The organism is Streptomyces sp. NPDC036984 (genome assembly GCF_055607665.1).
The window spans coordinates 165,044-179,843 of sequence record NZ_JBVJRL010000013.1 but is presented as its reverse complement, the minus strand read 5'-3'; the positions used below and the strand labels follow the sequence as shown (position 1 = coordinate 179,843).

The following is a 14,800-nucleotide window of genomic DNA, read 5'->3' as shown; positions in this document are numbered from 1 at the left end:
CGCCCGGAAGATCATCTAGCCCAGCGGGCAGCTGGTGAGCAGGGTCGCCGGGTCCGCGCCGGCCGGGCGGGCGACGGTGTGGCCGGCGGGCGGGCGGCCCGCTCCGGCGATCCAGCGTTCCAGTGCCGTGAAGGCGGAGCGGTGGCAGGGCACCATCGGGCGGAGCCTGTCGGGGAAGGCGTCGGCGAGCGCGTCGGTGTGGGTGCCGTCCTCGATGCGGTAGTAGCGCAGCAGGGAACCGCGGCCGGCCTGCCGGACCATGCGTGCGTAGACGTCGGAGTCCTGGCTGATCGGCAGCAGCACGTCGAGGGTGCCCTGGAGGGTGATCAGCGGCTTGCCGATGTGTCCGGTGAGGGCGATGCGGTCGACCGCCCGGTGGACGGCGGGCCGGCCCGGATAGGCGTAGTCGGCGTCGCAGAAGGGGGTGCCGGAGACGCAGTACGGGGTGCCGGCCTCGGTGTCGCCGTCGTAGCCGGGGTCGAGTTCCTCCCGGTAGATGCGCTGGGTGAGGTCCCAGTAGACCCGGTGGTGGTACGGCCAGAGGAACTCGGATCCGGCCGGGAAGCCGGCCCGGTGCAGTGCCTCCGCGGCCTCGGCGGCTTGGGGGCCGCCGGCGGCGAAGGCGGGGTAGTGGCGCAGCGCGGCCGGCAGGAAGGTGAGCAGGTGGGGGCCGTCGGCACGCCAGAGGGTGCCTTCCCAGTCGACGCCGCCGTCGTACAGCCCGGGGTGGTGCTCCAGCTGCCAGCGCACCAGGTAACCGCCGTTGGACATGCCGGTGGCCAGGGTGCGGGCCGGGGGCCGGTGGTAGCGCTGGGTGACGACGGTGCGGGCGGCGCGGGTCAGCTGGGTGAGGCGGGTGTTCCATTCGGCGATGGCGTCGCCGGGACGGCGGCCGTCACGGTAGAAGGCCGTGCCGGTGTTGCCCTTGTCGGTGGCGGCGTAGGCGTAGCCGCGGGCGAGCACCCAGTCGGCGATCGCCCGGTCGTTCGCGTACTGCTCGCGGTTGCCCGGGGTCCCGGCGACCACCAGGCCGCCGTTCCAGTGGTCGGGCAGCCGGATGACGAACTGGGAGTCGTGGTGCCAGCCGTGGTTGGTGTTGGTGGTGGAGCCGTCCGGGAAGTAGCCGTCGATCTGGATGCCGGCCACGCCGCTGGGGATGGGCAGATCCTCGGGGGTGAGCCCCGCATAGTCGGCCGGGTCGGTGTGGCCGGAGGCCACGGTCCCGGCGGTGGTCAGTTCGTCCAGGCAGTCGGCCTGCGCGCGGGCGGCTCCGGGCACCGTCAGCTGGGCGCGGCCGGCGCAGTGCGCGCCCGGTGTCCCCGGGCCGGCGGGTGCCGCGCCGGCCGGGGTGACAGGGAGGGAGCAGACGGCGGCGAGCGCCAGCGCGCCCATCAGGGTACGGCGGACCGGGCGGCCGGGTGGTGAGGTGGGGTGGGGCCGGCGGTGAGTCGGGCGGTGGGGAAGCATGCGGATCCTCCGGCGGGTTGGGTGGAGCCGGGGCGGCGCCACGGCGGGCTGGGGACGCGCTGGAGGCTAGGGGTGGTGTGGTGGTTCCGGACATGTGTGGGGCCGCCATGATGACGGCCCGTTCAGGGGCGTCGGGCACCATGGCGGCCGGTTCCGGGCGCTGACGTCCGGTCAGGGGCAGCCGGTGTCGGCGATGGTGAAGTAGCCCGTGGGCGACTCCTTCAAGGTGTGGGTGACGAACGTGTTGTACAGGCCCATGTTCTGGTGGGAGCCGGTGGCGTAGGTGTAGCCGCCGCTGGTGGTGGCCCGTCCCGCCTGCACCTGGGCGTAGTTGCCCGCCGTCCAGCAGGCGGCGGTGCCGCCGCCCGGATCCGAGCCGCCCGGGTCGGAGGTGTCCAGGCCGAAGAAGCGGGCGATCCAGCGGCTGGAGCAGATCGAGTCGAGGAAGTACGGGGCTGCGGTGGCGCCGCACTGCTCGCTGCCGGTGCCGGGGTCGACCGGAGTGCCGTGCCCGATGCCGGGGACGCGGTCGACCTCGACGGCGACCGTGCCGTCGGCGGCCAGGTACTGGTCCTGGCGGGTGGCGTCGGTCCCGATGCTCCTCGTCCGGGTGGGGGTCTGGGACAGGCCGTGCAGTGCCGTCCACTGGTCGCGCAGTTCGGTGGCGTTGCGCGGGACGACCGTCGTGTCCTGGTCGCCGTACCAGATGGCGGTGCGCGGCCATGGCCCGGTGTACGACGCGTAGGCGTCGCGCACGCGCTGCGCCCAGGCGGCCGGGCTGAGGTCGACGCCCGGGTTCATGCAGGTGTAGGGGCTGTTGTCCTTCGTGCAGTCGTAGGGCAGCCCGGCGACGACCGCGCCCGCGGAGAAGACGTCGGGGTAGGCGGCGAGCATGACCGCGGTCATCGCGCCGCCCGCGGACAGCCCGGTGGCGTAGACCCGCCCCGGGTCGGCGCCGTAGGCGGTGACGGCATGGCTCACCATCTGCCGGAGGGACAGGGCCTCGCCCTGGCCGCGCCGGTTGTCGGCGCTCTGGAACCAGTTGAAGCACTTGCTGGGGTTGTTGGCGGTGCCGGTCTCGGCGAGGACCAGCAGGAAGCCCTTCCGGTCGGCGAGTTGCGGCAGGCCTGAGTTGTCCGCGTAGACCTGGGCGCTCTGTGTGCAGCCGTGCAGGGCCACCACGACCGGCGGGTGGGCCGGCAGGTCGGCGGGCCGGTACACGTACATGGTCAGCGCGCCCGGGTTGGTGCCGAAGTCGCTCACCCTGGTGAGCGTCACGGCGGCGCGGGCGGCGGGCACGGGCCCGGCGAGTGCGGTGCCGAGGACGACGGCGAGGACGGCGAGGAGACGGAGCAGGAGGCGGGCGCGGGGTGGTGCTCCGGGTGCCGTGCTGGACAAGGGCAGGGGCATGGCGGCTCCTTCGGTGGACACACGGGTCCCGGCCGCTCCCGCGCGGGGACGGCGCCTGGAGTGCCGGGGGTGGCGGAACCATAGATTCGGGGTGTGTCCGGGCACCATGGCGCCGGGCACCACAGCCGTAGGTGTCTCGGTCGGCACCGGACGGATTGCAGGGCGCTGTGGGGTGTGCTAGGCGGCTTGGTGCCGGCCTCAGTCCTCAGGCGGAGCCGGCGGTACCACCGCGACCGGGCTCGCCGCGTGCAGCAGCACGGCCTGGGTGACCGAGCCCATCATGCGGGCCGGGGCGAGCAGCCGCCGCCGGTGCCGGCCGACGACGACCAGGTAGGCGTCCTTGGATGCGGCGACCAGGTGGCCGGCCGCGTCACCGGGCAGCGCCTCGGCGTCGGCGCGGACCTCGGGGTGCCGTGCGCGGTGCGGTGCGAGGAAGCCCTCGGCGAGGGCTCGGGTCTCGTTCGCCACGGCGTCCTGGTCGAGCGGCGGCGGCACCAGCTGTCCGGGCGCGGACCAGGTCTGCACCGGCCAGGGGTAGGCGGCGATCACCTGGAGCCGGGCGTCACGCAGGGCGGCCTCGGCGAAGGCGAAGGCGAGCAGGGCCTCGTCGGGGCTGTCGGCGTGCAGACCGACGACCACCCGGGGACCGGGCTCGGCCGGTCCGTCTCCGTGCACCTCGCGGTCCGGGCGCGGTACGACGACGACCGGGCACTCGGCGTCCCGGGCGGCGGCGAGGCCGTTGGAGCCGAGCAGCAGGCTGGCGAAGCCGCCGCGGCCGCGCGAGCCGAGCACCAACAGCTGTGCGTCGGCGCCCAGTTCGGGCAGGACGGCGCCCGGTACCCCCTCCAGGGCGACGTACTCCACGGCCGGGTCCCCGGCACGGCCCGCGAGCCGGGTGCGCACCTCGTCGAGCACCGGGTCGCCCTCCGCCTCGGGCGGCGCGGCGACCAGCACGTCGGCCTGGCCCCAGGCCGCGTACTGCCGTACGTGCACGACCCGCAGCGGTGCCGTACGGCGGCGGGCGGCGTCCAGGGCCCAGTCCAGGGCGCGCAGGCTGTCCGCGGACCCGTCGACCGCGGCGACGACCGGCGCAGCGCTCATGCTTCCTCACCTCCGGAACACGACCTTCCCCTTGCTGGGGCCAGCCTCGCTCAGGTCCGGCCCGGGCAGGGCACTGCCGCTCGCGTGTCCGGAAATCCGGCGGCAACACCCCCGGTTCAGGTGAGGTCCGGGTGCGGCGCCGGAGGAGGCCGAGGGCGGGTCAGGTGAGGTCGAACTCACCCTCCCGCGCGCCGGAGACGAAGGCGCCCCATTCGGCGGGGGTGAAGATCAGGGACGGGCTCTCCGCCCGGCCGCTGTTGCGCATCGCGATGAAGCCCTCCACAAAGGCGATCTGGACATCGCCCAGGCCTCGGCTGCTGGACTGCCACTCGGCCCTGCTGAGGTCCAGCTCCGGCTTGTCCCAGCCCGCGAGCGGCTGCTGCTGGGTGGTGCTCTCGGCCACGTCCGTGCTCCTCCCGGTTCGTCGTCCGCGGGCCAGCCTAGCGACCGGCCGCTACGGCCGACAGGGCACGCGGGGACGACCTTCGCGCCGTCCGGCCGGACGTCCGCGGCCGGTCCGTCACGTCGCGGGGGGCTCGGCGCCCACCAGCCACATGGAGAAGAACTGCGAGCCGCCGCCGTAGGCGTGCCCGAGCACCCTGCGGGCGCCGTCGACCTGGTGTGCTCCGGCCTGTCCGCGCACCTGGAGGGCGGCCTCGGCGAAGCGGATCATGCCGGAGGCGCCGATGGGATTGGTGGACAGCACCCCGCCCGACATGTTGACCGGCAGGTCCCCGTCGAGTTCGGTCACCCCGGACTCGGTGAGCTTCCAGCCCTCGCCCTCCGCGGCGAAGCCCAGGTTCTCCAGCCACATGGGCTCGTACCAGGAGAACGGCACATACATCTCGGCGGCGTCGATGTCCCGGCGCGGGTCGGTGATGCCGGCCTGCCGGTAGACGTCGGCGGCGCAGTCCTTGCCGGCCTGCGGGGAGACGAAGTCCTTGCCGGCGAAGAGGGTCGGCTCGCTGCGCATGGCACCGCCGAGCAGCCACGCGGGCGGCCGAGGCGCGCGGGCCGCTCCGGCGCGGTCGGTGAGGACCATGGCGCAGGCGCCGTCGGAGGACGGGCAGGTCTCGGAGTAGCGGATGGGGTCCCACAACATGGGTGACGCCAACACCTTTTCGAGGGTGATGTCGTGTTCGTGGAGGTGGGCGTAGGGGTTCTTGAGGGCGTTGCGCCGGTCCTTGTAGGCGACGAGGGCACCGATGGTGTCGGGGGCACCGCTGCGCCGCATGTAGGCGCGCACATGGGGGGCGAAGAAGCCGCCGGCCCCGGCGAGCAGGGGCTGCTGGAAGGGGATGGGCAGGGACAGGCCCCACATGGCGTTGGACTCGGACTGTTTTTCGAAGGCGAGGGTGAGGACCGTGCCGTGGACGCGGGCGGCGACGAGGTTCGCGGCGACCAGGGCGGTGGACCCGCCGACGGAGCCGGCGGTGTGGACCCGGAGCATGGGCTTGCCGACGGCGCCGAGCGCGTCGGCGAGGTACAGCTCGGGCATCATCACGCCCTCGAAGAAGTCGGGCGCCTTGCCGATGACGACGGCGTCGATGTCGGCCCACGTCAACTCCGCGTCGGCGAGCGCACGCCCGGCGGCCTCGCGGACGAGTCCGGCGATCGACACGTCCCGGCGGGCGGCCACGTGCCTGGTCTGGCCGATCCCGGTGACGGCCACGGGCTCCTTGCTCATCGGGGATCCCCTTCGAGTACGGCGACCAGGTTCTGCTGGAGGCAGGGTCCTGAGGTGGCGTGGGCGAGGGCGCGGTCGGAGGCGCCGCGGTGGATGCGGGCGGCGGCCTCGCCGATGCGGATGAGTCCGGCGGCCATCACCGGGTTGGCGGCGAGGGCACCGCCGGAGGGGTTGACGCAGACGCTGTCGTCCAGCCGGAGCGCACTGCGCAGGACCACCTCCTGCGCACTGAACGGCGCGTGCAACTCGGCGGTGTCGACGGGGCGTTCGAAGGCGCCTGCGCGTTCGGCGGCGAGCCGGGCGGAGGGCGAGTCGGTGAGGTCGCGCACGCCGAGGCCGTGGGCCTCGATGCGGTGGTCGATGCCCCGGATCCAGGCGGGCCGCTCGCACAGCCGGCGGGCCCGCTCCCCCGCGGCGAGGATCACGGCCGCGGCGCCGTCGCCGACGGGCGGGCAGTCGCCGGTGCGCAGCGGCCGTACGACGTAGTCGCCCTGCGGTACCGGGCCGGTGAGCTGGGCGTGGGGGTTGGCGGTGGCGTCGGCGCGGCTGCGGGCGCCGACGGCGGCGAGGGCCGGTTCGTCGGTGTGCCCGGCGTCGATGAGGGCCTGTGCCTGGAGGGCGGCGAGGGCGACCGCGTCGGGCCACAGGGGGGCGAGGTAGTACGGGTCGAGCTGGCGGGTGAGCACATCGCGGACGGAACCGGGTGAGCACTTGCCGTAGGAGTAGACGAGCGCGGTGTCGGCGTCCCCGGTGAGCAGCTTGGTCCAGGCCTCGTACAGCGCCCAGGCGCCGTCCGTCTCGACGTGCGACTCGGAGATCGGCGGCCAGGCGCCGACGCCGTCGAGGGCGAGGGTGAAGGAGAAGGCGCGGCCGGCGAGGTAGTCGCTGGAGCCGGAGCAGGTGAACCCGATGTCGGCGGTCTTCAGGCCGGTTCGGGCCAGGACGTCGTGCAGCACCGGCATGACCATCTCGACCTCGGAGGACTCCTCGGTGGAGCGCCGGTGGTCGGTCTGCGCGAAGGCGACGACGGCGACGTCCCGGGGGCCGGGGGCTTCTTCGCTGGTCACAGCAGCTCCTTGTACGTCTCGTAGTCGGCGTCGGGTTCGCCGGTGGGCCGGTAGTGGTCGGGGTGGCGGGCGCCCTCGGTCCACACCGGCTCGACGCGCAGGCCCATGCGCACCCGGTCGTAGGGGATGCCGCCGATCCGGGCGTGCAGGGCGAGGTCGGCGCCGTCGAGGGCGATGTGCGCGTAGACGTACGGCACTTCCATGTCGAGGTTCGCCGGATGTGCAGCCTTGATGTTGACGATGCAGAAGGTGGTGACCGTGCCCCGGGGACCCACTTCGACCTGTTCCGCTGTGGCCACACCGCATGTGGGGCAGGCACCCCTCGGCGGGACGTACACCTTGCGGCAGGTCGGGCAGCGTTCGCCGACGGTCCGCCGTGCGGAGAGGGCCTCGAGGTAGGCGGACTGGGCGCGGCCGGGTGAGTAGGTGTAGTCGAGGCGGGCGTGGGCGACGATCCCGGTGAGCGGGTCCGCGAACTCACCGCTGTGGCCGCCGGGTCGCTCCGGTTCGCCGTCGTAGGGCTCGAAGCAGGCGATGTCGGTGATGGCGCCGGTGCGCTCCTCGGCCCAGCGGATCCGCACCCGCATGCCGGTGTGCAGCGCCTCGGGGCCGGGGGCGTCGAGGGCGTGCAGCAGGGCGGTGTCGGCGCCGTCGAGCCGGACCAGGACCCAGGCGAAGGGGGTGGTGAGGGGCTGGCCGCGGCGGGGGGCGTGGTTCCAGGCCCAGGTGGTGACCGTGCCGGTGGCCGCGACCTCCACCAGGTCGCGGATCTCCTCGGCGGTGGCGGGGTCGTACTCGACGGGCGGGACGAGGGTACGGCCGTCGGTGGTCCTCACGCCGAGCACGACCCGTTCGCGCAGGCCGGTGAGGAAGGCGCTCTGGACGGGGCCGAGGGAGCGGGTGAAGGGGAACTCGACGACGAGTGGCGCGGAGAGGACTTCGGGCATCGGGTGCTCCTCGGGTCAGGCGCGCTTGTAGACGGGGGGCCGTTTCTCCGCGAAGGCGCGGGCGCCCTCCTTGGCGTCGGCGGTGTCGAAGACCGGCCAGCCGCAGGCGAGTTCGGCGGCGAGCCCGTCGGACTCGGTCATCTCGGCGGTCTCGTACACCGACGCCTTGACGGCCTCGACGGCGAGCGGGCCGCAGGCGTTGATCTGTCCGGCGATCTCCAGGGCCTTGGCGAGGGCGGTGCCGTCGGGGACGACATGCCCGATCAGGCCGATGCCGGCGGCCTCCGGTGCGCTGTACGGGCGGCCGGTGAGCAGCATCTCCAGGGCGTGGGTGCGCGGGATCTGGCGCTGGAGGCGGACGGTGGAGCCGCCGATCGGGAACAGTCCGCGTCTCACCTCGAACAGGCCGAAGGTCGCGGACTCGCCCGCGACCCTGATGTCGGTGCCCTGGAGGATCTCGGTGCCGCCCGCGACGCAGTGACCCTCGACGGCGGCGATCACCGGCTTGCGCGGGCGGTGGTGGCGCAGCATCGCCTTCCAGTGCAGGTCGGGATCGGCCTTGAGCCGGTCGCGGTACCGCTGCCCCTGCATGCCGTCGCCGGCCAGCGCCTTGAGGTCCATGCCGGCGCAGAAGGCGCCGCCGGCCCCGGTGAGCACGATCGAGCGGACCGTGTCGTCCTCGTCGGCCTCCAGCCAGCCGTCGTACAGGCCGACGAGCATCGCGAGCGAGAGCGCGTTCCTGGCGTCGGGCCGGTTGAGCGTGAGTACCAGTGTGGCGCCTTCTCGCCGCACGGTGAGGTGTTCCGTCCCACCCATGGGCCATCTCCCCTCGGTCAGAACGAGAACAGGTTGCAGGAGGGGAGGGGGCACTTCAAGGGTTTTCTGACAGCCAGTCAGATTTCTTGGTGCGGGCCCTTCCCAGTTGCCGCGCGCTTTGCTCTGATGACCGGCGAACCGACGCATGCGCCTCTCATCGCCAGGACCGCCGGGGTCAGGAGGAAGCGGTGGAGTACAACCTTGCCGACCTGTTCGAGTCGGTCGTCGACGTGGTTCCGGACCGCGAGGCGCTCGTGTACCTCGACCATCCCGGCACGGGCGCGGAGCGCCGGCTGACGTACGCCGGCCTGGACGCCGCCGCCAACCGCATCGCCCACCACCTGATCGACAGCGGTGTCCGGCCCGGGGAGCATCTGGGCCTGCACCTGTACAACGGCGTCGAGTACCTCCAGACGGTGCTGGCCTGCCTGAAGGCCAGGATCGTCCCGGTGAACGTCAACTACCGCTATGTCGAGGAGGAGCTGGCGTACCTCTACCGGGACGCGGACCTGGTCGCGCTGGTCTTCGACGCGGAGTTCGAGGACCGGGTGGCGGGGGCGCTGCCGCGGGCGCCGCGGCTGCGCCGTCTGCTGCGGGTGGGCACCCCGGCCGCGCAGGCGGTGCCGGGGGCCGTGCCGTTCGCCGAGGCGGAGGCCGCCGGGTCGCCCGGGCGGGGCTTTCCCGCGCGGTCCGGGGACGACCAGTTCATCATCTACACCGGCGGTACGACCGGCATGCCCAAGGGGGTGATGTGGCGTCAGGAAGACCTGTTCTTCGCGGGTCTGGGCGGCGGGGCGCCGACCGGAGAGCCGGTGAAGGCGCCGGAGGAACTGGCCGAGCGGGTCGCGGCGGGCGGCGCCGGGATCACCTTCTTCCCCACTCCCCCGCTGATGCACGGCACCTCCACCCTGACCGCCTTCATCGGCTTCGACTTCGGTCAACGGGTCGTACTGCACCGCAAGTTCGTACCGGAGGAGGTGTTGCGGACGGTCGAGCGGGAGCGGGTCACCAGCATGTCGCTGGTCGGTGACGCGATGCTCCGGCCGCTGGTCGACGCGCTGAGGGGGCCGATGAAGGGCACCGACTGCTCGGCGCTGTTCAGCGTCTCCTCGTCCGGCGCGATCATGTCGGAGACGGTCCGCCGGCAGTTCCGCGAGCTGGTCCCGAACGCCCTGCTGCTGAACAACTTCGGCTCCTCCGAGTCCGGCTTCAACGGCACCGCGACCGAGGACGCGGGACCCGAGCGCGGCTTCCGCATCCGGGTCAACTCCCGTACTCAGGTGGTGGATCCGGTGACATACGAGCCGACGGCGGTGGGCGAGGTGGGCCGGGTCGCACAGTGCGGGCACGTGCCGCTCGGCTACTACAACGACCCGGCGAAGACCGCCGAGACCTTCTTCGAGCGGGACGGGCGGCGCTGGGTGCTGCTGGGCGACATGGCCACGGTCGGCGAGGACGGCGTGGTCACCGTCCTCGGGCGGGGCTCGCAGTGCATCAACACCGGGGGCGAGAAGGTGTACCCGGAGGAGGTCGAGCAGGCGCTCAAGGCGCATCCGGACGTGTACGACGCGCTGGTCGCCGGCGTGCCGGACGCCCGGTGGGGCAACCATGTGGCTGCCGTGGTGCAGCTGCGGGCGGGGGCGCCGCGCCTCTCGCTGGCCGATATCCAGAGCCACTGCCGTACCCGCCTGGCCGGTTACAAGGTTCCCCGCCAGCTGGTGATCACGGACGCCGTTCAGCGGTCCCCGAGCGGCAAGGCCGACTACCGGTGGGCCCGGGAGGTGGCGGTGGCCGCCGAGCAGCCGTGACCGCCGGGGTGTCCCGCCGCCGCTCCCGCCCGCGAGGATTACTCTGTGCGCACAACCGAGTCGCCTCGCTGACTTACGGTGACGGCCGACTGGGGCGACAGGCCCGGCCGCCCGCTCCGTCGGGGTGACCGGCTGCGGGCCCCGCACGGAAGGACCCTCGGGTGTCTCACCTCTCGCCCGGTCGCCTGCCGGACGGCACGGCGGAACCGGACACCCGCGACGCGGCGGCCGGGCACCGCGGCGCGCGGGCGACGGCGCACCCCGGTCCCGGCCGGGGCGCCCGGCTCCGCCGTCGGCACCCGCGCATGGCGCGGTGCGTGGGCGTGAGTACGACCGTGCTCGCCGCCGCCCTCCTCCTCGGCGCGCTGCTGCTGCCCAACCAGCTCGACCGGCTCGCCCCGGGCGCCTTCCTCCGCCTCCCGGTCGAGGGCCTGGTGGTCGCCGCACTGCTGCTCGTACTGCCGCCCCGGGCGCGGCGGGCCGGCGCCGTGGCGGCCGGTTGCCTGATCGGGCTGCTCGCCCTGCTCAAGGGGCTGGACATGGGATTCCACGCGGTGCTGCTCCGCCCGTTCGACCCGGTGCTGGACTGGGGTCTGCTGGAGAACGCGGCGGACTACGTGCGTGAGACGTCCGGCAGGACCGTGGAGTTGCTCGCCCTCGCCGCGGGCGCCACCGTCGCGATCGCCGTGCCCGCCCTGACCGCGCTGGCGGCGGTCCGGCTGACGGCGCTGCCGGCCCGGCACCGCCGGCGCGCGCTCGGCGTCACCCTGGTGCTCGGCACGGCCTGGATCACCTGCGTCACGCTCGGTCTGCGCGCCGACGGGGTACCGGTCGCCGCGGCGGTCGACGCGGAGCTCGTCGGCGAACGCGTCCAGCAGGTCCGTGCGGCCCTCACGGACGCGCGGGCCTTCCGGCGCCAGGCCGCCCACGACGCGTTCGCACACACGCCGCCCGACCGGCTGCTGACCGGTCTGCGCGGCAAGGACGTGCTGTTCACCTTCGTCGAGAGCTACGGCCGCTCCGCGATCGAGGATCCGGCGATGGGCCCTCGGATCGGCGCGGTGCTGACCGAGAGCACCGCCGCTCTCCGGGCGGCCGGCTTCGAGGCGCGCAGCGGGTGGCTGCGCTCGCCGGTGACGGGCGGCGGCAGCTGGCTGGCCCACTCGACGTTCCTGTCCGGGCTGTGGATCAGCAATCAGCAGCGGTTCCGCACCCTCACCTCCAGCGACCGGACGACCCTCACCGGCGCCTTCCGCACGGCCGGTGCCTGGCGGACCGTCGCTGTCGCGCCCGGGGTGGACAGGGCCTGGCCGGAGGGCCGGTTCTTCGGCCTGGACCACATCTACGACCGGGGCCGTCTCGGCTATCACGGCCCCGCCTTCGGCTGGTCGCACATGCCGGACCAGTTCACCCTGGAGACCTTCCGGCGACTGGAGTTCGGGCGGCGCGGCCGGGGCCCGCTGATGGCGGAGATCATCCTGACCTCCAGCCATCACCCCTGGGCGCCCGTCCCCCGTATGACCGACTGGCGTGGCCTGGGCGACGGCTCGGTGTTCCACCGCCTCGGCCGGGACGGCGAGGACGCCGCGGAGGTCTGGAAGAACCCGCAGAGCGTGCGCGCCGGGTACCGGAGGTCGATCGAGTACTCGCTGCGCAGTCTCGTCGGGTTCCTGCGCCGCTACGGCGACGGGAACACGGTCCTGGTCTTCCTCGGCGACCACCAGCCCGTTCCGACGGTCACCGGGGGCAGCCCCCGCAAGGACGTGCCCGTGACGATCGTCGCCCGCGACCCGAAGGTCCTTGAGCGGATCTCCGGCTGGGGCTGGACCGAGGGCCTCAAACCGGCCCCGGACGCCCCGGTCCGGCCGATGGACGCCTTCCGCGACCGGTTCCTGACGGCGTACGGGCCTCGGCGTGGCTGAGGGCACCCGGCTCGGCCGGAGGAACTCCGTCGGCAGGGCGAGGACCCTTCGGGCGGGACGCGTGTACGCCGGCCGGGCTGGGAGGCAGGCACGCCGTCCGGGCGGCACCCGTGCGCACCCACCGGGCGGGGCCGGTGCGGGTCATCCGGGCGGTGCGGGTGCGCGCCCACCGGGCGAGGCGGGTGCGGGCCGCCTATTTCGCCGGGGGCGGAGCGCTGACCGTGGGCTCGGCGAGGAAGGCGGCGAGCCGGCTCCGGAACCGTGCCGGGTCGTCCAGCCAGGGGTAATGGGCGGCGCCGGGCTGGACGGTGCACTCGGCGTGCGGGAAGACCTCGGCGGTGCGGCGGGCGAGCGCCGGGCTCGGACCGCCGTCGACTTCGCCCGCGTACACGAGGACCGGCGCGGCCAGGGCGGCGAGGGCGGCCCGGGTGGCGTCCGGGGTGAAGGCGCCCTCGGCGAAGTGGCGCTCCGCCGCCTCCTCGTTGGTCTGCTCCGGCTCGGCGTCCGTGTGCGCCCGGGCGGTGTCGTCCCAGCGGCCGTGGAAGAAAGGCAGGAACACCTCGTCGAAGTCCGCCTCGCCCGCCAGCCAGGCCCGGAAGGCGGGGTACGCCCGCGGGAACCACGGCTCGTCCGCGCGCAGCCGGGCCGCGGCCAGCCGGTCCTCGGGCGTGGCCCGCATGCCCAGGGCGGAGGGGTTGGGGGTGATCAGCACGAGCCGCCGTATCCGGTGCGGGTGCCCGGCCGCGTAGAGCATCGCCAGGGCGGCGCCCGCCGAGTGAGCGAGGAGATCCATGTGTTCCAGGCCCATGTGGGCGCGCCATAGCTCCACGTCCTCGACCATCCGGTCACACCGGTACGTCTCCGGGTCCGCCGGCCTCTCCGAGTCCCCGGTGCCCCGCAGGTCCAGCAGGGCCAGTCGGCGGTGCGCGGTCAGCCCGCCGAGATCCTCGAGGTAGGCGGAGGCGCGCATCGGGCCGCCGGGCAGGACGGCGAGAGGCTCGCCGGTCCCGCGCAGATGGTAGGAGAGCCGGGTGCCGTCGGCCGCCAAGAAGGTGGGCATGCACTGATCATCCTCGGCGGCCTCGCCCCGCCGCAACGCCTTTCGCGGCAGCTGGCGGCCGGGGCGCCGGAAAATTCCGCAGACCTCTTGCCCGGAGGCGCAGGGGCCTGAATTACTGACCCCGAACAGATCGACCGAATGATCGGTCGTCCGGAATGTGCGGCTGGCAAGGGAGGCGTCCCGATGGCGGATGCGACGGACCTGCTCGACGCGGGCGAACGGCTCGGGCCCGAGGAGCTGCGGGCGTTGCAGTGGGAGCGGCTGCGCGCCTCGCTGCGGCACGCCTACGAGCGCGTGCCGTTCTACCGGGAGTCCTTCGACAAGGCCGGCGTCCGCCCGGAGGACTGCCGTTCACTCGCCGACCTCGCCCGCTTCCCTTTCACCACCAAGGCCGACCTCCGGGAGAACTACCCGTACGGCATGTTCGCCGTCCCCCGGGAGCGGATCCGCCGGCTGCACGCCTCCAGTGGCACCACGGGTCGCCCCACGGTGGTCGGCTATACGGACAACGACCTTTCCATGTGGGCCGACATGGTGGCCCGGTCGATCCGGGCGGCCGGCGGCCGGCCCGGTGACATCGTGCATGTGGCCTACGGCTATGGACTCTTCACCGGTGGCCTGGGCGCCCACTACGGGGCCGAGCGCCTGGGCTGTACGGTCGTCCCGGCGTCCGGCGGCATGACGGCCCGCCAGGTGCAGCTGATCCAGGACCTGGAACCGTCCGTCATCATGGTGACTCCCTCCTACATGCTCACGCTGCTGGACGAGTTCGAGCGGCAGGGCGTGGACCCGCGCTCCACCTCGCTGCGGGTGGGCGTGTTCGGGGCCGAGCCCTGGACCGAGGAGATGCGGCGGGAGATCGAGGAACGGTTCGCGATCGACGCCGTCGACATCTACGGGCTGTCCGAGGTGATCGGTCCCGGCGTCGCCCAGGAGTGTGTGGAGACCAAGGACGGCCTTCATGTGTGGGAGGACCACTTCTACCCGGAGATCGTGGATCCGATCACCGGTGAGGTGCTGCCGGAGGGCGAGCGGGGCGAACTGGTCTTCACCTCGCTGACCAAGGAGGCCATGCCGATCGTCCGGTACCGGACGCGGGACCTGACGCGGCTGCTGCCCGGCACGGCCCGGGCGTTCCGGCGGGTGGAGAAGATCACCGGGCGCAGCGACGACATGGTGATCCTGCGCGGGGTCAACCTCTTCCCGACCCAGATCGAGGAGATCGTGCTGCGCACGCCCGGCGTCGCGCCGCACTTCCAGCTGCGCCTCGGCCGCGAGGGCCGCCTGGACACGCTGACCGTCCGGGCCGAGGCCCGCCCGGACGCGTCGCCGGAGGCCCGGGAGGCGGCGGCCCGGTCCATCGCCGCGGCGGCCAAGGACGGCATCGGGGTGTCGGTCGACGTGGAGATCGTCGAGCCGGAGTCGCTGGAGCGGTCCGTGGGCAAGATCCGCCGGATCGTGGACCTGCGACCGAAGATCTGACCCGGCCCGGCCCGGGGGCCACTATCAGCCCCG

At 73.6% G+C, this 14,800-nt stretch carries 12 protein-coding genes; 3 read left to right on the top strand and 9 right to left on the bottom strand.

Going from position 1 to position 14,800, the window contains the following annotated elements; all coding sequences use genetic code 11:
* Positions 1–15: 15 nt before the first annotated feature.
* The 8 genes from ACZ7DL_RS23885 to ACZ7DL_RS23850 all read right to left on the bottom strand — a co-directional run bounded on the left by ACZ7DL_RS23885 (position 16) and on the right by ACZ7DL_RS23850 (position 8,495).
* Positions 16–1,467 (bottom strand): 3-hydroxybutyrate oligomer hydrolase family protein, encoded by a 1,452-nt coding sequence (locus tag ACZ7DL_RS23885; RefSeq protein ID WP_470776805.1) that lies wholly within the window; start codon positions 1,465–1,467, stop codon positions 16–18.
* Between the two features lie 171 nt (positions 1,468–1,638).
* Entirely contained in the window at positions 1,639–2,877 is a 1,239-nt protein-coding gene (locus ACZ7DL_RS23880; RefSeq protein ID WP_470776803.1) for an extracellular catalytic domain type 1 short-chain-length polyhydroxyalkanoate depolymerase, read from the bottom strand.
* Between the two features lie 198 nt (positions 2,878–3,075).
* Complete coding sequence (locus ACZ7DL_RS23875; RefSeq protein WP_470776801.1) at positions 3,076–3,978, bottom strand: universal stress protein; 903 nt, start codon at positions 3,976–3,978, stop codon at positions 3,076–3,078.
* Positions 3,979–4,138: 160 nt separating this feature from the next.
* Positions 4,139–4,381: a DUF397 domain-containing protein gene (locus ACZ7DL_RS23870; protein ID WP_470776799.1), complete on the bottom strand. Its 243-nt coding sequence runs from the start codon at positions 4,379–4,381 to the stop codon at positions 4,139–4,141.
* Positions 4,382–4,498: 117 nt separating this feature from the next.
* Positions 4,499–5,665: a thiolase domain-containing protein gene (locus ACZ7DL_RS23865; protein ID WP_470776797.1), complete on the bottom strand. Its 1,167-nt coding sequence runs from the start codon at positions 5,663–5,665 to the stop codon at positions 4,499–4,501.
* Entirely contained in the window at positions 5,662–6,732 is a 1,071-nt protein-coding gene (locus ACZ7DL_RS23860; protein ID WP_470776796.1) for a thiolase domain-containing protein, read from the bottom strand. Before ACZ7DL_RS23860 ends, ACZ7DL_RS23865 begins: the two co-directional genes overlap by 4 nt.
* Entirely contained in the window at positions 6,729–7,679 is a 951-nt protein-coding gene (locus ACZ7DL_RS23855) for a Zn-ribbon domain-containing OB-fold protein (protein WP_470776794.1), read from the bottom strand. Before ACZ7DL_RS23855 ends, ACZ7DL_RS23860 begins: the two co-directional genes overlap by 4 nt.
* Positions 7,680–7,694: 15 nt before the next feature.
* The gene (locus tag ACZ7DL_RS23850) at positions 7,695–8,495 is read right to left on the bottom strand and encodes a crotonase/enoyl-CoA hydratase family protein (protein WP_470776791.1); all 801 of its coding nucleotides are present in this window, start codon (positions 8,493–8,495) and stop codon (positions 7,695–7,697) included.
* A 188-nt stretch (positions 8,496–8,683) separates the two neighbouring features.
* On the opposite strand from ACZ7DL_RS23850, the gene ACZ7DL_RS23845 reads away from it, so the two are divergent.
* Together ACZ7DL_RS23845 and ACZ7DL_RS23840 are read left to right on the top strand one after the other, a co-directional pair.
* A complete protein-coding gene (locus ACZ7DL_RS23845) occupies positions 8,684–10,303 on the top strand; it encodes an acyl-CoA synthetase (RefSeq protein WP_470776789.1) in 1,620 nt (539 codons plus the stop codon).
* Between the two features lie 161 nt (positions 10,304–10,464).
* Positions 10,465–12,225, top strand: a complete 1,761-nt coding sequence (locus ACZ7DL_RS23840; RefSeq protein ID WP_470776787.1) for an alkaline phosphatase family protein — start codon at positions 10,465–10,467, stop codon at positions 12,223–12,225.
* A gap of 193 nt (positions 12,226–12,418) precedes the next feature.
* On the opposite strand, the gene ACZ7DL_RS23835 is transcribed toward ACZ7DL_RS23840, so the two are convergent.
* Positions 12,419–13,285, bottom strand: a complete 867-nt coding sequence (locus tag ACZ7DL_RS23835; RefSeq protein ID WP_470776785.1) for an alpha/beta fold hydrolase — start codon at positions 13,283–13,285, stop codon at positions 12,419–12,421.
* A gap of 183 nt (positions 13,286–13,468) precedes the next feature.
* On the opposite strand from ACZ7DL_RS23835, the gene paaK reads away from it, so the two are divergent.
* Complete coding sequence (gene paaK / locus ACZ7DL_RS23830; protein ID WP_470776784.1) at positions 13,469–14,767, top strand: phenylacetate--CoA ligase PaaK; 1,299 nt, start codon at positions 13,469–13,471, stop codon at positions 14,765–14,767.
* Positions 14,768–14,800 lie beyond the last annotated feature (33 nt).